This is a genomic window from Sulfurimonas sp. CVO (assembly GCF_009883775.1).
Classification (GTDB): domain Bacteria; phylum Campylobacterota; class Campylobacteria; order Campylobacterales; family Sulfurimonadaceae; genus Sulfurimonas; species Sulfurimonas xiamenensis.
The window spans coordinates 751251-770062 of the sequence record NZ_CP033720.1; the positions used below are offsets into that span (position 1 = coordinate 751251).

The window sequence follows — 18812 nt, forward strand, 5'->3', positions numbered from 1 at the left end:
ATTTATTACAATTAAGGAGTTAAGATATGATTATCGGAGTTCCAAAAGAGGTGAAAACCGATGAGTTTCGCGTTGGAATAACCCCTTCAAATATTGGCTTGTTGGTTGATGAGGGGCATAAAGTAGTTGTTCAAAGCAGTGCAGGAATCGGAAGCGGTTTTACTGATGAGGATTATATAAAAGCGGGTGCAAAAATAGCAATAAGCGCCAAAGAGCTTTATAAAGAAGCAACATTAATAGTAAAAGTAAAAGAGCCGCAATCCTCAGAGTACGGTTTTTTAAATGAGAAGCATACTCTCTTTTGTTATCTGCATCTTGCTCCTTTAAAAGAACTTACTCTTGTTTTAATGCAAAAGAGAGTTTGCGCGATTGCTTATGAGACGGTTACAATAGACAATGAACTTCCTCTTTTAAAACCAATGAGTAAAATAGCAGGCTTTATGGCGCCGATTGTCGGAGCCTATCATCTTAGCCGTTATAAAGGCGGTGAGGGTGTTTTAATAAGCGGTTCAGACGGGGTAGAGGCGGCAAAAGTTTTGGTAGTAGGCGCAGGTAATGCCGGATTTAACGCGGCTAAGATAGCTTTAGGAATGGGAGCGGATGTAACGGTTATCAATAGAACCTCACCAAAATTGGAGGAGTTAAAAAAGCAGCTTCCTTATGTAAAAACTCTTTTGTACTCTAAAAATGCTTTTTTAGAGGCTATAAAGAGTTCAGATATGGTTGTCGGTGCGGTACTCGTTCATGGCGGAGCGGCGACGCCGAAGCTTATTTCACTCGAGATATTAAAAGAGATGAAAGAGGGAGCCGTGCTTGTGGATATAGCGATAGACCAGGGAGGTATTTCCGAAGCTTCTCGCCCTACAACTCACACAAACCCCACCTTTATAGAAGAGGGAGTATTACACTACTGTGTGGCAAATATGCCAGGAGCCTATCCGAAAACATCTACCGTAGCGCTCTCAAATGCAACGATTTCTTATGTGAGAAAATTGGCAAAGGATGGAGTGATTAAGACTATTGAAAATGATGCATCATTGGCTTTGGGAGTCAATGTTTTTAATGGAGCTTTAACAAATCGCGCTGTTGCCGAGGCTCACAATCTAGAGTTTAAAGCTCTTGAATCACTTTTGTAAGGAGGGATAGTTATGTACTCAAACAATGAGATGGTTGATTATCTTATAAATGTTGGCGCGCTTCACTCAAGCAGAATTATAGAAGCTTTCAGACATGTCGACAGAGCGGATTTTGTAGCCGATAGAAGTGCTATGGACATTTATGAAGATTATCCTCTGGGCATCGGTAATGGACAAACAATCTCTCAGCCAAGAACTGTTGCTATGATGCTTGAGATGCTTTCGCCAAAAGAGGGAGATAAGATTTTAGATATAGGAAGCGGCTCAGGGTGGACAACTGCTCTACTAGCTTATGTTGTGGGAGAGGGCGGCTCTGTAACTGGAGTTGAGAGAGTGGGTGAGCTTGTAAAATTTGGAAGTTTTAACTTAAAGAAATATAAGTTTAAAAATGCTAAGATAGTTCAATCAGGAGATGAGCTTGGCATAGCGGGCGAGAAGTTTGATCGCATTTTAGTCTCTGCCGCTGCCGATGAACTTCCATATGAGCTTATCAAACAGCTAAAAGTCGGAGGAAAGCTTGTCATCCCGATTCAAAGTTCAGTTTTTGAAATTGTTAAAAAAGAGGGCGGGGAGTTTGATGCTAATGAGCACTACGGTTTTGCATTTGTTCCGCTGATTTATAAATAACCTATTAAGTTCTCGAAAGTGTCAAACTTTTCTAAAGAAACTAAAGTTTTGTGATCATAGCGGGTTTTTAGTGTAAGTGGCGGAATTGAGGTACCACTTGAGGGTCTATTTCCGACATCGTTATAAATAAGTGAAGGATGTCCTTCATTTTATGAAGTAAAATTAAGGATAGCAAGATGTCACAAACAGCATGGCTAAGTAAAAAGCTAGATAGCGGAAAGATATTGTGTCAGGCGTGTGCGCATGCATGTAAGCTTGATGAAGGTGAGTATGGTATATGCGGTGTAAGAAAAGTTGAAGGTGGTGAGCTTAAACTTCTTGTTTATGGACTTGCCGCCGCGGTAAACATTGACCCCGTAGAAAAAAAGCCGATGTTTCATTTTCTGCCAAAGAGCAGAGCCTTCTCCGTGGGAACGGTGGGATGCAACTTCTCTTGTAAATTTTGTCAAAACTACGATATATCCCAATATCCAAAAGAACATGAACATAAGATTGTCGGGCGTGAACTTCCGCCTCAAAAGATAGTCGAATTAGCAGTTGAAAATAGATGCGAATCAATAGCATATACATATAATGAACCGATAGTTTTTTTTGAGTATACCTATGACACTGCAAAGCTTGCGCACGAAAAGGGTTTGAAAAACATCTATGTAACAAGTGGTTATGAGACGCGAAAAGCTATAGATTTGCTCGAGCCTTATATAGACGGGATGAATATTGATATCAAGAGTTTTTCCGACGAGTTCTATAAAGAGATCTGCGGCGCAAGACTAAAGCCTGTTCTTGAAGCTGTAAAGTATGCTCATGAAAAGGGAATCTGGATAGAGATAACAACTCTTCTTATTCCGGGCAAAAACGATTCAAATGAAGAGATAAGAAATATCGCAAAATTCATTGCAGAGCTTGATACTTCTATACCGTGGCATCTCTCGGCATTTCATCCTACTTACAAGATGCTTGATGTTCCTTGCACTCCTGAATCGACTCTTCTTCGTGCCTATAAAATAGGTCAAGAGGAGGGGCTAAAATATCTCTATGTCGGCAATGTCGATAATGAAGATTATGAATCAACATATTGCCCTAGTTGTAAGAAAAAAGTGATTGACAGAAGCGGCAATATTGGACAGTTTGTAACAAACGACCTTGATGAGGAGGGTAAATGCCCATATTGCGGTTATTTGCTTGAGGGAGTGTGGCACTAAAATCGAGCGTTATTTTAAACTATAAAGGCGGTTAAATGTTGATGCGTTTACTTTTTCTGTTGCTTTTAACACTTTTGCCACTTTTAGCAGATAGTTTTACTGTTGTGAAGCTAGAGATAAAAGGGGCTGTGGGACCTGCAAGCAGTGAATATTTCAAAGATGGTATGCTCTTTGCAAGGGATCGAGATGCTCAGATGATAATTCTTGAGTTAGATACTCCCGGCGGGCTCTCAACATCCATGAGAGAGATAATTCAGGGTATTACAAACAGTTCTATACCGGTTGTTACATATGTCTCTCCAAAAGGTGCAAGAGCAGCTAGTGCCGGTACATATCTTCTTTATGCTTCTCATATTGCAGCCATGTCTCCGGGAACAAATCTTGGTGCTGCTACTCCGATAAATTTAATGCCGGCACCAAAAATAGATGATTTAAACAGCAGTGCTATGTCTACTCTTGAAAAAAAAGCATTGAACGATGCTGTAGCATATATTAAAAGTTTAGCCCAATTGAGTGACCGCAATGTAACTTGGGCGTTATCTGCCGTGGAAGAGTCGAAAAGTATTTCTGCTACTGATGCTCTTAGATATGGTGTGATTGATTTGATAGCTCAAGACAGTGAAGAGTTGCTTGCTAAACTTGATGGCAGGAGTGTAGTTGTTTCGGGCAAAAGTATTACGCTTAAAACAAAAGATGCAGTGATATATAGTTTTGAGGCAAACTGGAAAATTAAATTTTTATCTATTGTTACTGATCCAAATATTGCTTATATACTTATACTGATAGCTATATATGGTATCTTTTTTGAATTGATGAATCCAGGTTCTATTTTTCCTGGAGTAGTTGGGCTTATCTGTGGTGTGATTGCACTTTATGCATTGAATATGATACCGTTTAATTATGCGGGGTTATTGCTTATACTTTTAGGCATCGCCTTTATGGTTGCAGAGGTTTTTATTGCAGGATTTGGTATTTTGGGTATTGGCGGTGTTATTGCTTTTGCTTTTGGCTCACTTCTCTTATTTGATGCTGATACTCTTGGGCAGAGTATTTCTATCCCGCTAATTATTGCTTTTACTTTTTCCAGTCTTCTCTTTTTTATTTTAGTTATGAAACTTTTTTTAAGCTCAAGATCGGCTAAAGTAGTTTCAGGCGCAGAGGAGATGATCGGTGCAGTTGCTAATGTTATTGATTCTAATGAGAAAGGATATTTGGTGCATTGTCATAGTGAAACATGGAGTGCTGTAAGTGAGAGTAAATTATCTGTGGGTCAAAATGTTCAAGTTATTGAACGATCAGGTCTTGTTTTAAAAGTTAAACCAATTAAGGAGTAGACAATGTTTTTTGATTTAAATATAACAGCGATATATATGGCATTTTTTGCGATTGCTTTTTTAGCTGCTGCTATTCGTATTTTACGAGAGTATCAGCGCGCAGTTGTTTTTACGCTTGGGCGTTTTACGGGGGTTAAGGGACCGGGACTTATTATATTAATTCCCTTTATTCAACAGATGGTAAGGGTTGACCTTCGTACAATTGTTCTTGATGTTCCTACTCAAGATGTTATCTCTCATGATAATGTATCTGTGCATGTAAATGCGGTTGTCTATTTTCGAGTGATAGATCCTGAAAAAGCCATTATTCAAGTAGAGAATTTTTATGATGCAACTAGTCAGCTTGCACAAACTACTCTTCGTTCTGTGCTAGGCGGACATGAACTTGATGAGATGCTTGCCGAGAGAGAGCGGTTGAATCGTGATATACAGGAGATTTTAGATAAACAGACTGATGCATGGGGTATTAAGATATCCAATGTTGAGATAAAGCATATTGACCTTGATGAGAGTATGGTTAGAGCTATTGCAAAACAGGCTGAAGCAGAACGCGAGCGCCGCGCAAAAGTTATCAATGCAAAAGGGGAGGTCGAAGCAAGTGAAAATCTTCTAGAGGCAGCACAAAAACTTAGCAAAAATGATTTGGGAATACAGCTGCGTTATCTTCAGACCATGAGCGATATCTCAAGCGACAAAACAAATACGATAGTTTTCCCGTTTCCGACTGATTTTAGTAAACTTTTTAATAGTAATATAAAAGAGTAATTAAGGAAACTAAATAGAAAGTAGTTATCTAAAATTTTTCAGAAGCTTTACTCTGCTGCACGATGGTGTTGATGCTGAAAATATCAATGCTAGCTGTGAAAATGGTGTATTGGAAGTTGTTGTTCCTAAGTTGAGAGAAAAAAGTGAAAAAAAAGAAAAAGATAGAAGTTAAATAATATAAAGAGTGTCCAAAAGTATGTGTCAATTTTAAACACTCTTACCCTCTCAAAGAGTGAGAGTCAGGATTGAATCTTTTTGCCGATATCTTCATTGGTATAAATACTGTGAGTACCATCACAAAAAGGGAAGTTTGCACTTGTCTTACACATGCAGATGTGGTACTGCTTCGTTTTTTCAACAGTTACTTTTTTGGGCATGCATTTTGTTCCTTTGTGACTTCCGTCACAAAAAATACCATCTTTACTTCTTCCACATGTGCAGATCATATATGTGACTCCAGCTTCAAGAGTTACACCTTCAGGTTTGTTGCGAAATACAATTGCATCTTTACACATAACATATCCTTTAATAAGTCTATACTATTATAGTAACGATTTTAAGAAAATGTCAAGTTTCTTACTAAAAAATTATACCGAAGAAGAGATGCTAAGCTGCAGTTTCTCTTTTTGATTTAGATCTTTAGCGTCTATATCGTATAAAGAGCAGAGCTCTTTTTTAGCATCTTCGTCGAGGGTATTTAAATCAATGACATAATCGACATAATCGTCTTCTTCAGCAATTTTCATATTGAAGTTTGTTATCTGCTCTTTTGTCGGATGTGCTTTAAGTATTTTGTACACGGTTGACCTCTTGTTTAAGTGATAATATTTAGAATGGAATTGTATTATTTTTTTTGAATTTTGCATCAAGAAAATAATAGATATTTAATGAGATATTTTAAATATTGGTTTTCTATCTTCTACTAACAAAACAGGCTGAACAAAAGGAGCAATTTTTAGTAAAAAGTCTAACATGGATAATGCTGCAGAGCCGTAAAAAAATCCTAACTTATGGTTTTTAAATGAAAGAGCGTCAAGATAAAGATGCTTTTTATATGGAGTGTCACCTATATTGTCTTTGTTTATGTCAAATCCTTCATAATCATCCCAGTAGTTTGATTCTATCTCATTTTGATTTGTTAAACCGATGCGGCTGTCGCTCATGATATTGTCCATATTTCCAAATAGCTCATTTCTTTTTATGACATTTTTTACACTATAGTTTTTAAAATTCAAACCTCTTGTGCTGAATATAATCTTGTTATCCAAAATCCAATTTTTTGTATCTCTAATTTTTGGGGAATTGTCAATATAGAGTGCTTGATTGCACTCAGCAACGATGTTTTTTTCTACATGTATATTTGACGCAGCTTTTAAAATTATGCCAAGGCTAGTTTGTGCTCCGTGATCTCCTTTTATGGAGTTGCTACTTATATTTATATCATTACTCGCTTCTAAAAAGATGCCTACAGCATTATTTTTGAGTATATTGTCTATAAGCGTAATATTTTTTGAGTACTGTGTAAATATAGCATATCTGCACTCTTGCATATAGTTTTTAGAAATATTATTATCATTTGAACGCATTAAAACAATATCTCTTGATTTTATAAACTTGTTGTTTTTTATAGTGTTGTTATGGCTAAACCAGAGTCTAAGAGCATCACCTCTAAAGCCTATTTTCTCACCGTTTGAGGAGACGGTATTGTTTTGTATGACGGAATTATTTACATTGTCCAAAAAGATACCATAAAGTGAGTTTTTTATTTTACAGTTATCAATATCTACATATTTTGCGTTGTTTATAAAAACGGCAGAGTCCATAATGTCCAATCTGCTTCCGCTGTTTGTTATATTTAGATTTTTGAGCTTTACATGTGAGCTTTTGATAGTTATGATATTTCCTCTGCCTTCTCCTTCTATAATAACGCCATCTTCTTTACCGACAATGTTTATAGGTTTTTTTATGGTTATATTGCCTTTGTAAATTCCGGCAGAGAGTTTCAAAGTAGAACCTGAAGGCGAGGAGTCGATAGCATCTTGAAGTATGTTTGCATATGTATTTATGACAAATATAAAAAAAATAAAAAAAGTTCTTCTGAACATAAAAATCCTAAAAATAAAAGTAAATTTTAATTTTATATTATGCCATATATAAAAGGGTTTTGTTGGGAATTATAATATTTAAATAAAGTTGTATTATATTTTTTAGTAGAAAAATAGAGTGGAAATATATATAAAGTATGTGAGCGGATAAATCCACTCACGCGAAAAGATTACAGACCTGTAACGTTTTCTGCTTGAGGACCTTTTTCGCCTTCGCCTATTTCGAAAGTAACTTTTTGACCTTCGTTTAATGAAACACGACCATAGCCTGTGCTGTTGATTTGACGAAAGTGTACGAATACATCTTTACCGCCATTTTCTTGTTCGATAAATCCGAAACCTTTTTCACCATTGAACCATTTAACTGTACCGTTTACTAATGCTGCCATTGTAATACCTTTGTGTTTGAATACACCTCATTGCTGAAGTGGTCTAAAATCTAATATGAAGCTTTTCTTTTAGTAGCGGATTATACTGTTAACTAGGTCATCAATGTAAAGCAGACTAAAGATGTAACTCGAATCATCTTTTATTGAGGGAAGTATAACTGAATAAAAGGTAAATGTATATAGAAGAGGCAAATTCTTTTTAAAGTTGTCTTTTTTTGTGTTAACACTTTGTCTCTTTTGTGTTTTTTGCTATGAACTCTTTCGCAAGCTTGAACATATTTTTGTAGTTGTTAAATATTTCTCTTAACTGCTCCTCAAACCCCGCATGAGCAAGATATAAAGTGTTGTGATGTTTTATTCTCGTATAGTATCTTGTCGCTTGTAAGAAGATGTCTCTGCTTTCAACACATAAACCCGACTTCGGCGTTTATACTTCATTTCAGTTCAAAATGTGCAAAAGCACCCTCTACACTTAAGACATTTTTATAGCTGGTCTTTGTAATAGTCACTTTTTTTGTAGTTAAGTCACACACCGCGATACGAAAGTTTGAACCCATATACGGTTCAACAATGCAGATGATCTTATCATCGATCTGTCTTGTTGCATGGATAACACCTTTAAGAGTATGAAAAAAATATTTCGGATAGCTCAAAGGTGTGATCTCTACAACCTCCGCAACTATTTTTTTGCCAAGATTTTGTCTCATAAGATTGGCATCTTCATAGTTGTCAAACTGAACACACCAGTCGTCAAACTCTTTATTGAAGCGTTTTAAACCTTCGTCCAAAAAACCGCCTGCCTCTGACTGTAGGGCAAATATGCTCATTTGTAGAATCCTGTAAGAATATTCATAATTATACTTGCTAGCTTCTTTGATATCCTTTATTTTACAGCTCTTTGATGGCATCTGAAAAGATGTCGTAACTCTCTTTTGAAGAAAACACAAAGTTAACTTCCATGCTCTCATCTGTGTCTAAAAAAGATTTTACGCTCTTGTAGGCAACTTGAGCCGCCTTATATTTTGGATATCCGTAGATGCCTGTAGAGATGGCAGGAAACGAGATACTGTGGCACTTTAGTTCAGAAGCTGCTTTTAGTGAGTTTATATAGCAGTTCGCCAGAAGCTCTTCGCAGCGGTTTTTACAAGATGAATAAACAGGGCCGACGGTGTGGATCACATATTTTGCTCTCATCTCTCCCGCAGTTGTTGCAACGGCTTCTCCTGTAGGCAATCCATCAGGATACAGAGAGGCTCTGAGTTTTTTACACTCGCTAAGTATCTGCTCTCCGCCAGCGCTGTGAATTGCACCATCTACTCCGCCGCCGCCCAATAGTGAGCTGTTCGCAGCATTTACCACTGCACATACATCCTCTTGCGTTATATCAGCTACTTTTAGGTTTATGTTTTTCATTTTCATTACCTTTGTATTTGACAATACTCGATTGTTTGCTCTGTTAACTACAACTCCATAATCCGCTCAGAAATTTACACCCAAGTGAGTAAATTTTAAATTTTATAAACTTTTCATATCATTGTATAATTCAACTAAATGTCCATATGCCATGTCAAGTAAAGGTTCATACATAAATGAATTCAAATGTATATTTTCAGGAGTCATAATACTCATTCTTGTTAAAACTTTTATATCATTATCAAAACTATCATCACCTTGATATTCATCTTTAAAACGTTGAAAAAGTTTTCCGGTTTGCGTACCCTTTATTACTGATTTGTCAGTAACTTTGCTCCACATATATTCTTCAGCTTTAAGTCTAATTGCAATAGATAAAACAATTTTATCATCAAGGACTATTCCATCTTTTTTACCAGAGGCAACGATATTGTCTGCACAACTATAAATTGACTTTAAAATAAGGTCATCCTCATTTTCAATAACTTTACCTTTATAAAGTTTCCCTACGGTTTCAAAAGTAGCTTGTATATCTTTTTTAGTTACACTAAAAGTATCTGGTTTTTTAATATGCAGACATGCAGTAAGTACTTTATATTCATCACCATCCGTACCATGAGCATATTCAATTATATTTCTTACAAATGGAATTAAAGCAATAAATTTAGACAATTCATTATGATAACCTTTTCTCCATATCTCAAAAGGATTTGTAACGTTTTTACTACCAGCAGAAACAATTTTTAAAGATTCATCGTTGTCTTTATCGACTATTAAAGAATTATGCCATTTAGTTGTCATTAAAATTCTTTCCTGTACAGTTCTGAAAAAATCAAAATTATGCGTCAAAATTATTTGATTAAAAAAGTCATAGCTAGATATTTCATTTAAATATTCAACTATCGCATATTTATTTTTATAATCAAAAGAATCTGCTATATCATCAATAATAAGAAGCGTATTTGTTTTGCTTTCTATTCTTCCTTTAAGTTCAAATATTACATAAAGCAGATATAACGCTCTTTTTTCACCTTGACTTAAAATTTGTAGAGAACCTAACGAGTCTCTTGAAAAAGTTTTTTTCGCACCTGTAACAGGATTAGTAAATTCAAAATCTATGTTTGGTGTTTCTTTACCTAAAATAGCACTTTCTTTGTTGGTTATTAAAATTTCAAACGGCAATGAAAATCTTTTTTTAAACTCAATCACAACTTGTTCCCATTTTGTAAGTTGTAATTGAGCTTTATTCTCAATTTCCTCTATCTCTGCTTTTGTTGATATGTACAATTCTTTTAAAGCTAGAAATGATTCTTCTTCTTTTTTATAATAGCTAAGCCATAGTTTTTGTTTTAGCTTTTGTATATTATCAATTTCTAGTTCAGTAATAATCTCTGGATATGTCTCAAGAATGGATTCAAAGTCATTGATTGCCTTAGCACCATTACTAATTTGTTTTTGTATATCTTGCAGTTCAGCATCAGCAAAAATTTTCACTTTTTCTTCTTCAAGAGTTTTGTCTAGTTCTTCATAGCTTGCAAATGGTTGTAAATTGCCATGTAATAAAATAGAATGCTCGGCTTGAAAAAAATTTTCTTTTTTTGTTGCTTTTAAAATATTATTAGCTTTTGTTGGATTAAAAATGCCTTTTTTATAATATTTTGATTGCTCGAGAAGCTGATGATATTTATGCGTATAACCTTTTATTTTGTCTGCAATATTCTTTTCACTGAGCATTTGAAGAACTTTTTCATCCATAACCGTCGCATATGGAATATGAGAAAATTCATCATTGATAGTATTTAAATCTATAGATTCAATATGCTCAAAAAAAGGAATTCCATCAAAATCAGACTGAATTGTTTTCTCAATTTTATTATTTGTTTTAACTACGCTCGACATTTTATTGAGCTTATTAATAAATTTTACTTGCGAAGACAACAACTCTTTTGTAAGTTCTTCATATTTTGTTCTCGCTTCATCATCTACTAATAAAGTTGAAACTTGTTCAGAAGTAAATCTTTCATTCATGCTTTCAATCACAAAAATATTTTCTTTAGCAAGTTCTAAATCGTCTGCTAATATTTTTGACACAGGGGTGTATCCATATATTATTTCTTTGGGTTCATCCCCCTTACTAATATTCAGTAGCGTTTTCGAAAATGAAGTTTTCATCATACCATTTGGTGCGTACAATACAATAGTTTTATGTTTTTCAAAATCAAACTCGTGCGTTAAACTATTTATTCCATAACAATTTTCAAACTCAACAGTCAATTTTTTCATAACAATCCTTTTATCTTCAAAGTCGTATTCTTAAAATAACAGCTAAGTTAATAACAGTTATAATTATCTTTTATATAATTGTCATAATATCTGCCAATTGATGAAGCATTTAAAAATCCATCAAAAATATTTTGAGGTACTCCACAATAATCATAAGTTCTACCTTGTTTGAATGTTATTTTCATTTGTTTTGTATTGCTATCGTATCCAATATGACTAATAGCGCGCGATTTTACTAAAATCATTTCCATATCATTTCCTTTTAATTTTAAAGTTCCACAACCCGCTCAAACATCTCTTTTATCTCCATCTCGTGGCTTATAAGAAATATCTGTCTGTACTGCTCTTTGATGGTGTGGAAAGCTTCTAGTATCTCCATGCGTCTTGTTTCGTCCTGACTTCCGAACACTTCGTCAAATGCCAAGAAACCTATTGAGCTTGCTCCGCTGAGTTCGGTTAAGGTTTTTGAGATTGCTATGCGAAGCACTAGATTTGCGAGGTCTATCTCTCCGCCGCTAAAACGCTCTATTGGGTACTTTTTGCCCTCGTCGTAGATGAAAAAGTCGAAGTCGTTGCTGACCTCTATATGCTGGTATTTTCCTTTTGTGATACGAGCGTACATCTCTGAGGCGATCTCCGAGATGCGGGGTGCTATTTTTGCATTTAGGCGTGTCTTAAACTCCGTAAGGTTTGTCTTTATCTTCTCATAGTCAAGCAGATCATCTTTTTTGCTCTGAACTTTTTTCTTTTGCGCCTCATTGTTCTCAAGCGAGGCTTCTATGTTTTTTATCTCGCCCTCGATCTTTGCAACTTTTACTTTTATCTCCATCAGAAGTGCTGCTTTTGCATCTATGGCTTTGAACAGTTCGTTATGCTCCGCAAGCTTTGCTTTGTGTTTCTCTTCGTCGTAGATGACAAGGTTAAACTCCGCCTCTTTTTTCTTGTACTGTTCTCTTAGATCTTCGATTCTTTTGCTTACAAGTGCGAGGTCAGCTTTTACTACGGGAAGTCTCTTTAACTCTGTCTCATTGCTAATGTATAGTTTGTATTTTGGTTCAAGAGATGCGAAGTCGCTTCTTATCTTCTCGTGCGCTTTCTCATCGTAACTGTAGGCTTCAAGCTCTTTGAGTTCCTGCTTGTTTTTAAGCCCTTTTTGCTCTACAAGGGCAAAGTGTTCTTGTGCGGCTTTTAGGTCTTTTAATTTGCTATCTATGATCTTAATACTGCTTACAATCTCCGAAAACTCTTTCTCTTTTTGCTTCTTCTCGGCTTCAAATGCGCTCTTTTGAGTCTCTACCTCAGTAAGCTGCTTCTTATACTCATCAATCTTCTTTTGGTGTGTCTCGTTGACCGCGTGGACAAGCGAGTTTACAACATTGTCATACTCCTCTAAAAGCGGTCTTGTGCATGTCGGACAAGCTCCTTCGTTTCCTAGCTCTTTTAGCTTGGCTATCTTGGCGTTCGTGATATCTATCTGCTTGAGTTCCGAGGCTATTTCAGCTTTTAGCTCGTTTTCGATCGTCTGCTTTGTCTTTACGCTCTCTTGCAAAACTGCGATGTTTATCTCCAGATTTTTTGCGTTTAAGACAAACTCGTCATAACCCTCGCAGGCCTTCTCAAGTGCGCCAATGTCTGATCTGCTCTTTGTGTACTGTTCTCTTAGTTGAACCTGCTCCTTTTGCAGCCCCTCTTTTTTGAGGAAGAACTCTCTTAGCTTCTCCTGCTCTTTTAGCTGCTGCTGCAGGCTAATATACTCGTTTGCCGCAGGTTTTAAGGATTCGAGCTTCTCTTGCTTGTCTTCAAGCTCATGAAACTCAGCGTTAAGTTTTACCTGGTTTAATATCTCGCTGTTTTTGGAGTTTTTCGTCAGTTCCAGTTGTGAGGCAAGCTTTTGTTTCTTCTCTTTTGTCTCTGCAAATATAGTGAGCTCTTTTTTTATCTCTTTCTCTTTAGTTTTTAGTGCGTCAAGCTCTTTTGTCTTGCTCTTCTCATCTTTTGCAAGAGCCTCTTTTGAAGCGATATTTTCCTTTATCTGCCCCTCTTTTTGCTTTATCTCCGCTTCGCCCAAAAGCACCTCTTTAAACGCTTCTATCTCTCGTTTTAGCTCTCTGCTTTTTTCAACCAGCTCTCTTTCGACAAAGTCTATTTTTTCAAGTCCCAAAAGACGGCGTATCATCTTTTTTCTATCTTCGTTTTTAAGCGTGCTGAGGCTTGTAAGCTCTTTTTGAGAGGCAAAAAGAGTGTTCACAAAAGCATCTTTGCTCATCTTTGTAAGTGAGGTTATGGAGCTTGTCACCTCTTTGGCGCCGCTTGTTATAAGCTCTTCATTTTTGTATAGTTTTGCGTTTGCGCTCATCGCTTTTCCGCGAAATTCACGAACTACTCTGTAGGTTGCCGCATCAAACTCAAACTCAAGCTCAACGACCACCGCATCTTTTGCGTCAGCATTTGAGTTTTTGATAATATCTTTATACCCTTTGTTCCTCAGCTCGCCGTAAAGTGCAAAAAATATCGCCTCGAAGATGGTAGATTTTCCGCTTCCGTTCTTGCCGATGATGCCGATGAGCCCCTCGCCAAACTTTATTGTCTTAGCGCTGTATTTTTTAAAGTTCTCAAGTCGGAGTCTAGATAGTATCATCACAAACCTCCTCGTAGTGTGCAAAGAGCTCTTGGACTTTGAGTTTGAGCCTCTCAAACTCCTCTCCTTTTGCTTCCTCTTTTATGTGTTGTAAAAAAAACTCCTCAAGAGATACGGCTTCGGCTTCCATCATCTCTGTTTGTCTCTGTGCTTGCTTGAAATCTCGCTTTACCGAGACGCTCATAGCGTCTGCAAAAAGCTTTTTTATCTCAGAGTTTTGAATGTCGATGGATTGTAAAACGCTCAAGTTTGTAAGTCTTACCTCGACTATTGCATCTTTTGTGTCGCTTGTGTCAATATTTGAGACGAAGTTTTCATAATCCTCACAATCTATCTCTTTTGTGAGAATAGGGCGGATGTTTATCTCTTTATACTCGACCTGCAGTTCATCGTATAGATTTATCTCTGCAAAGCCTTTTGAGTTTCTTTTGTCATTTAGGCTTGTTCTCTCTGTCGAACCGCTGTAGTAAACATTTTCATGCTTGCCGACTTTGCCAAATCCGTGCCAATGTCCGAGTGCGACATAGTCCATCATCTTAAAGATATACTCTTTATCACTCGGATATACCCACTCGCCAAACTCGTTCATAAGATAAAAAGCACCCACTGAGCAGTGCATCATCATAATGTTCTTTTTGCTTTTGTCAATGCCCTCTTCGCAGAGCTCTATTTGTGAGAGCGCCTTTGTTTCGTCGTTCATGTGGGGCAGGGCGTGAAATATTATGTGCTCAAACTCTATCTTTTTATACTCTTGATTATATGCCGCATATATATTTTTAAAGTTGTCAAATATCTTTAGTATAGGCGAACTTAGGTTTGTTCTGGGTGTTGAGTGGTTTCCCGCTATGAGGATAAAAGGGATATCAAGAGAGTCTATGATTTTGAACTGTTCAAGTGCAAAAGTGATAGCGCGGTTTGAGGGGCTTGAGCGGTGAAACAGATCGCCTGTGTGGATAATATAATCTGGTTTTATCTCTTTTATCTGTTCTACGACCTGAGCAAAAGCGTCGTAAAAATCGGCTTCCCTCTGGTTGATGTTCTCGTCGTTTAAAACTTCAAGGTCGTTAAAGCCCAAGTGAGTGTCGCTAAAGTGAACTATTTTCAAAGAATCTCCCCTTTATAATTGCAATTGGTATAAATATTTTATCTAAAAATATTTTCATTGCCTAATAATATTTATAGTGTGAATTTTATTGTAAAATAAACACAAAAGTTAAAAAAAAAGGTTTATGATGAGATATTCAGATTTAAAATCTAAAAAAATTATGTTTGTTGCTATGTTAAATATAATCATAGTTGTTTTGGAATTTATATTTGGTTTTATCTCAAATTCACTTGCATTGATTACGGATGCAGTTCATAATCTTGGTGATGTTTTGGCTCTTTTTGTAGCGCTCATAGCATCTTATTATGCACTTAAATCTGCTACTTCAAAGATGACATTCGGATATATTCGCTTCGAAATGATGGCAGCATTTGTAAATTCACTTTTTTTATGTATTACTATGATTTATGTTTTATATGAGGCTGCTATAAGATTTATGAATCCGGTGCTTATAGATGCAAAGAGTGTGATAGTTGTCGCGTCTGTAGCTTTGGTTGTAAATAGTATCAGTGCTTATCTTCTTAGAGACAATCCTGATTTGCACTCTCACGAACACCATCATGAAGATTTAAATGTAAAAGCTGCATATCTGCATATGTTTGGAGATGCAGTAATCTCTCTTGGAGTAGTTTTAGGAGCCGTTATGACGCTTTATTTTCAAGTTCTTTATATTGATCCTCTTTTGACTTTTGTTTTTGGCACATATATATTAATAAGCAGTTTTAAAGTTTTAAAAAAAAGTTTTTTGAGTTTAATAGATGCAAATATAAATGGAACAAAAGAGTATGAAGAACTTCTTTTGTCTTTTGAAGAAATATGTGCCGTGCATGATATCCATTTAACTCTGCCATCATCAAAAGATAAATATTTTTCTGCTCATATAGTACTCAAATCGAGTAAATCTCTTGAAGAGATTGAGCATCTAATTGAAAACATCCGCTTCAGTCTTAAAGAGAATTTCGGGGTTACACATGTGATTATTCAGCCTGAAACAACGAAATATATGCAGACAAACGATTGTTATTGCATAAGTCATTAAGAGTGTTTTTTTAAGACTCCTTAAGTATCTTTACAATCTCATCAACACTTAAAACTTTTCCGCTGCTTTTTACAACATTGTCAACAACAAGAGCAGGTGTGCTTATAACATTATAATTCATTATTTTTACAATATCTTCAACTTTCTCTACACTGTGAAACCCGCCGATTTTTGCTACAGCCTGCTTTGCAGCTTCCTCAAGTGTTTTACATTTTGCACACCCTGTGCCCAGTATCTCAATTTTCATTTTTTCTCCTTTATTGTAAAATTGCATTAAATAAATAACCTACTAAAAGTATCTCAAATCCAACAATGGCAAAAAATATCGCTATTAGTTTTGTTGATAAAACTCTTTTTAGTATCATGGCTTCCGGAAGGCTTAGAGCAACAACTGCCATCATAAAACTAAGAGCTGTCCCAAGCAGCATCCCTTTTGATGTCAAGACCTCTACTAAAGGCAATATTCCCGCGGCATTTGAGTACATCGGTATTCCCATTACAACACTTACTATAGGTGCATACCAGATGTCTCCGCCGGCATATAATGCTATAAAATCAGCAGGAATATAACCATGGATAAATGCTCCGATTCCAACACCGATGATCACATAGAGATAGATTTTTTTAAAAATATCTCTCGAGTATTCCCAAGATTCTCTAAGTCTGTGCCTAAATTTTGTCTCATCCTCTTTATAGTTCATTTCATCAATAGGTTTTACTTCTATAAGCACCTCTTTCTCCAAACCCATTGAACCGATAATTATTCCCGCAATAATAGCTACAAGCAAACCAATGCCAATGTAGAGCAGTGCGATTTTCCATCCAAAGAGAGATAGAAGCATAGCAATAACGACTGCATCGCTAAGAGGTGCTGAAATAAGATAACTAAATGTTACGCCAAGAGGAATTCTAGCTTGTAAAAATCCTAAAAACAGAGGTATTGCACTGCATGAACAAAAAGGGGTGATTACGCCAAATATTGCTGCTAAAACATGCCCTGTTATCTTATTTTTACCGCTTATATAAGCTCTTGCTTTTTCTATGGGAAAATAACTTCTAAGAAGTGTTACGATGTAAATAATTGAGATTAAAAGTATAAAAATTTTAAGAGTGTCATAGATAAAAAAGCTTAAAGCTTCACTGATGGGACTATGTTTTTCTAAGTTTAAAATATTAAAGACTATAATGTAACTAAAATTTTCGAGCCACTCAAACATCTTTTCTCGCTTAAAGTATTAAATTTTTTATAAAAGAGAATAATAGCTAAATACTATTAATATATCAAGATATATTGATATATTAATAAAAATCTTTTTATATTGCAGCTCTAAGAAGAACTGCTATTTTTTGAAAAATTTATAGTAAAAATTTTTTATTTTTCTTAATTTTACATTGTTTACGGCAAGCTCTCCGCTTTGAATTGTTCCGCTTCTAACGGTTGTGCCTGCTGCAACCATAACATTGTCTTGCAGTGTAATGGGTGCGATAAGCTGGCTGTCGCTTCCGACAAACACATTTTTGCCAATAGTTGTTTTATACTTGTTGATTCCGTCGTAGTTACATGTGATAACTCCAGCACCGATGTTTGTGCCTTCATCAATGGTTGCATCTCCGAGGTAGCTTAAATGCCCGGCTTTAACACCCTTGAGCGTGCTTTTCTTAACTTCTACAAAGTTTCCGATGTGGGTATCTTCTATGTTTGAAGCAGGGCGCAGATGTGCCAGCGGTCCGACATCCGAATCTTTTACAATGCTCTCTTCTATAATGCTGTGTGCTTTTATGTGAGAGTTGATTATTTTAGACGACCCTGTAATACGGCATCCGTTTTCGACAATGCACTCGCCCTCAAATATTACTCCCTCTTCGACATAAATAGTTGATGGAAGCTGCATAGTTATGCCTGAGTTCATCCATTTTGTTTTAATTCTCTCTTGCATAATTACTTCAGCTTCTGATAAATCTTTTTTGGAATTTACACCCTTAAAGTGCTCCTCATCAACCAACAGAGGAGTTATTTTGTGGGCATCTGCTCTTGCCATGGAGATAACATCTGTGAGATAGTATTCGCCTTGCGCATTATCATTTGTAAGAAGGGGGATATATTTATCTAACATCTCTTTGGAAAATGCATAAACTCCGGCATTTACCGTTGTTACATGAAGTTCTGTTTCTGAAGCGTCCTTTTGTTCTACTATCTTTTTGACCTGTCCGTTTTCTATAATAACGCGGCCATATCCGTCGGGATTTTGCATATTGAAAATGGACATAATGATATCAGAACTGCTCTTTAAAAACCCCTCTAAAGACTCTTTTGTGATAAGCGGCATATCTCCGTTTAAAACAAGCACTTTCTCATTTTTAATATGCACATTCTTCATGGCTCCGCCGGTTCCGGGAAAATTATCGCTGTCTTGAATAACAAAATTGATATCATGAAAACAGGAGCTCATTTTATCTATGACAGTCTCTTTTTGGTGTGATACCACAACTGTGATGTCATCACTGATTTCACGCGATGCTTTTATGATATGATAAAGCATCTCTTTTCCGCAGATTGTATGTAAAACTTTGGCTTTGTTAGATTTCATACGACTGCCTTTTCCGGCAGCTAAAATTACTATACTTACTCTATTTATATTCATTTTTACTCTTTTGCTTAATTCATAAAATTATACCTTTTAGCTCTTATAATTGAAATTAAATTTGCAAACTATATTCTTAGTATAGAGGTAAATATTTTTTGTGGTATTATAATAGATTTAATAATTTGATAATT

20 protein-coding genes are annotated in these 18812 nt (G+C 35.9%); 7 read left to right on the plus strand and 13 right to left on the minus strand.

Going from position 1 to position 18812, the window contains the following annotated elements:
• Positions 1-26 precede the first annotated feature (26 nt).
• The 6 genes from ald to CVO_RS03875 all read left to right on the plus strand — a co-directional run bounded on the left by ald (position 27) and on the right by CVO_RS03875 (position 5236).
• A complete protein-coding gene (gene ald, locus CVO_RS03850; RefSeq protein ID WP_152299471.1) occupies positions 27-1136 on the plus strand; it encodes an alanine dehydrogenase in 1110 nt (369 codons plus the stop codon).
• Positions 1137-1148: 12 nt separating this feature from the next.
• Positions 1149-1763 (plus strand): protein-L-isoaspartate O-methyltransferase, encoded by a 615-nt coding sequence (gene pcm / locus CVO_RS03855; protein WP_152299470.1) that lies wholly within the window; start codon positions 1149-1151, stop codon positions 1761-1763.
• A gap of 176 nt (positions 1764-1939) precedes the next feature.
• Positions 1940-2965 carry an AmmeMemoRadiSam system radical SAM enzyme gene (amrS, locus tag CVO_RS03860; RefSeq protein WP_152299469.1) on the plus strand — a complete coding sequence of 342 codons (1026 nt, stop codon included), beginning with the start codon at positions 1940-1942 and terminating at the stop codon, positions 2963-2965.
• Positions 2966-3000: 35 nt separating this feature from the next.
• Complete coding sequence (locus tag CVO_RS03865) at positions 3001-4299, plus strand: NfeD family protein (RefSeq protein WP_241691007.1); 1299 nt, start codon at positions 3001-3003, stop codon at positions 4297-4299.
• A gap of 3 nt (positions 4300-4302) precedes the next feature.
• The gene (locus CVO_RS03870) at positions 4303-5064 is read left to right on the plus strand and encodes a slipin family protein (RefSeq protein ID WP_152299468.1); all 762 of its coding nucleotides are present in this window, start codon (positions 4303-4305) and stop codon (positions 5062-5064) included.
• 55 nt (positions 5065-5119) lie between these two features.
• Complete coding sequence (locus CVO_RS03875) at positions 5120-5236, plus strand: Hsp20 family protein (RefSeq protein WP_241691023.1); 117 nt, start codon at positions 5120-5122, stop codon at positions 5234-5236.
• A gap of 67 nt (positions 5237-5303) precedes the next feature.
• Here the strand turns inward: CVO_RS03875 and CVO_RS03880 are convergent, their stop codons facing one another.
• The 10 genes from CVO_RS03880 to CVO_RS03925 all read right to left on the minus strand — a co-directional run bounded on the left by CVO_RS03880 (position 5304) and on the right by CVO_RS03925 (position 14997).
• A complete protein-coding gene (locus CVO_RS03880; protein WP_152299467.1) occupies positions 5304-5579 on the minus strand; it encodes a CDGSH iron-sulfur domain-containing protein in 276 nt (91 codons plus the stop codon).
• A 72-nt stretch (positions 5580-5651) separates the two neighbouring features.
• The gene (locus CVO_RS03885) at positions 5652-5864 is read right to left on the minus strand and encodes a hypothetical protein (protein WP_159570093.1); all 213 of its coding nucleotides are present in this window, start codon (positions 5862-5864) and stop codon (positions 5652-5654) included.
• A gap of 84 nt (positions 5865-5948) precedes the next feature.
• Positions 5949-7169 carry a nitrous oxide reductase family maturation protein NosD gene (nosD, locus tag CVO_RS03890; protein WP_159570095.1) on the minus strand — a complete coding sequence of 407 codons (1221 nt, stop codon included), beginning with the start codon at positions 7167-7169 and terminating at the stop codon, positions 5949-5951.
• A 170-nt stretch (positions 7170-7339) separates the two neighbouring features.
• Entirely contained in the window at positions 7340-7558 is a 219-nt protein-coding gene (locus CVO_RS03895; protein ID WP_152299464.1) for a cold-shock protein, read from the minus strand.
• Between the two features lie 434 nt (positions 7559-7992).
• Complete coding sequence (locus CVO_RS03900; protein WP_152299463.1) at positions 7993-8385, minus strand: hypothetical protein; 393 nt, start codon at positions 8383-8385, stop codon at positions 7993-7995.
• Positions 8386-8446: 61 nt separating this feature from the next.
• Positions 8447-8971, minus strand: coding sequence for an O-acetyl-ADP-ribose deacetylase (locus tag CVO_RS03905; protein WP_159570098.1), 525 nt, complete (start codon positions 8969-8971; stop codon positions 8447-8449).
• A gap of 102 nt (positions 8972-9073) precedes the next feature.
• Positions 9074-11254 (minus strand): AAA family ATPase, encoded by a 2181-nt coding sequence (locus tag CVO_RS03910; RefSeq protein WP_159570100.1) that lies wholly within the window; start codon positions 11252-11254, stop codon positions 9074-9076.
• A gap of 47 nt (positions 11255-11301) precedes the next feature.
• Entirely contained in the window at positions 11302-11505 is a 204-nt protein-coding gene (locus CVO_RS03915) for a KTSC domain-containing protein (RefSeq protein ID WP_159570102.1), read from the minus strand.
• 17 nt (positions 11506-11522) lie between these two features.
• A complete protein-coding gene (locus tag CVO_RS03920) occupies positions 11523-13892 on the minus strand; it encodes an AAA family ATPase (protein ID WP_159570104.1) in 2370 nt (789 codons plus the stop codon).
• On the minus strand, positions 13879-14997 hold the full coding sequence (locus tag CVO_RS03925) for a metallophosphoesterase family protein (RefSeq protein WP_159570106.1): 1119 nt from the start codon (positions 14995-14997) through the stop codon (positions 13879-13881). The genes CVO_RS03920 and CVO_RS03925 overlap by 14 nt, the downstream gene beginning before the upstream one ends.
• 124 nt (positions 14998-15121) lie before the next feature.
• Between CVO_RS03925 and CVO_RS03930 the strand changes: the two genes are divergently transcribed.
• A complete protein-coding gene (locus tag CVO_RS03930) occupies positions 15122-16036 on the plus strand; it encodes a cation diffusion facilitator family transporter (protein WP_152299458.1) in 915 nt (304 codons plus the stop codon).
• Positions 16037-16046: 10 nt separating this feature from the next.
• Here the strand turns inward: CVO_RS03930 and CVO_RS03935 are convergent, their stop codons facing one another.
• The 3 genes from CVO_RS03935 to glmU form a co-directional block, all read right to left on the minus strand.
• Positions 16047-16283 carry a thioredoxin family protein gene (locus tag CVO_RS03935; RefSeq protein ID WP_152299457.1) on the minus strand — a complete coding sequence of 79 codons (237 nt, stop codon included), beginning with the start codon at positions 16281-16283 and terminating at the stop codon, positions 16047-16049.
• A gap of 10 nt (positions 16284-16293) precedes the next feature.
• Positions 16294-17253, minus strand: coding sequence for a permease (locus tag CVO_RS03940; protein WP_159570108.1), 960 nt, complete (start codon positions 17251-17253; stop codon positions 16294-16296).
• A 123-nt stretch (positions 17254-17376) separates the two neighbouring features.
• Positions 17377-18678 (minus strand): bifunctional UDP-N-acetylglucosamine diphosphorylase/glucosamine-1-phosphate N-acetyltransferase GlmU, encoded by a 1302-nt coding sequence (glmU, locus tag CVO_RS03945; protein WP_152299455.1) that lies wholly within the window; start codon positions 18676-18678, stop codon positions 17377-17379.
• Positions 18679-18812 lie beyond the last annotated feature (134 nt).

Bases quoted from the DNA above. Each gene is read 5' to 3' on its own strand.
- ald (WP_152299471.1), top strand. From the start codon at position 27: ATGATTATCGGAGTTCCAAAAGAGGTGAAAACCGATGAGTTTCGCGTT.
- pcm (WP_152299470.1), top strand. From the start codon at position 1,149: ATGTACTCAAACAATGAGATGGTTGATTATCTTATAAATGTTGGCGCG.
- amrS (WP_152299469.1), top strand. From the start codon at position 1,940: ATGTCACAAACAGCATGGCTAAGTAAAAAGCTAGATAGCGGAAAGATA.
- CVO_RS03865 (WP_241691007.1), top strand. From the start codon at position 3,001: ATGTTGATGCGTTTACTTTTTCTGTTGCTTTTAACACTTTTGCCACTT.
- CVO_RS03870 (WP_152299468.1), top strand. From the start codon at position 4,303: ATGTTTTTTGATTTAAATATAACAGCGATATATATGGCATTTTTTGCG.
- CVO_RS03880 (WP_152299467.1), bottom strand. From the start codon at position 5,579: ATGTGTAAAGATGCAATTGTATTTCGCAACAAACCTGAAGGTGTAACT.
- nosD (WP_159570095.1), bottom strand. From the start codon at position 7,169: ATGTTCAGAAGAACTTTTTTTATTTTTTTTATATTTGTCATAAATACA.
- CVO_RS03895 (WP_152299464.1), bottom strand. From the start codon at position 7,558: ATGGCAGCATTAGTAAACGGTACAGTTAAATGGTTCAATGGTGAAAAA.
- CVO_RS03900 (WP_152299463.1), bottom strand. From the start codon at position 8,385: ATGAGCATATTTGCCCTACAGTCAGAGGCAGGCGGTTTTTTGGACGAA.
- CVO_RS03905 (WP_159570098.1), bottom strand. From the start codon at position 8,971: ATGAAAAACATAAACCTAAAAGTAGCTGATATAACGCAAGAGGATGTA.
- CVO_RS03910 (WP_159570100.1), bottom strand. From the start codon at position 11,254: ATGAAAAAATTGACTGTTGAGTTTGAAAATTGTTATGGAATAAATAGT.
- CVO_RS03915 (WP_159570102.1), bottom strand. From the start codon at position 11,505: ATGGAAATGATTTTAGTAAAATCGCGCGCTATTAGTCATATTGGATAC.
- CVO_RS03920 (WP_159570104.1), bottom strand. From the start codon at position 13,892: ATGATACTATCTAGACTCCGACTTGAGAACTTTAAAAAATACAGCGCT.
- CVO_RS03930 (WP_152299458.1), top strand. From the start codon at position 15,122: ATGATGAGATATTCAGATTTAAAATCTAAAAAAATTATGTTTGTTGCT.
- CVO_RS03935 (WP_152299457.1), bottom strand. From the start codon at position 16,283: ATGAAAATTGAGATACTGGGCACAGGGTGTGCAAAATGTAAAACACTT.
- CVO_RS03940 (WP_159570108.1), bottom strand. From the start codon at position 17,253: ATGTTTGAGTGGCTCGAAAATTTTAGTTACATTATAGTCTTTAATATT.
- glmU (WP_152299455.1), bottom strand. From the start codon at position 18,678: ATGAATATAAATAGAGTAAGTATAGTAATTTTAGCTGCCGGAAAAGGC.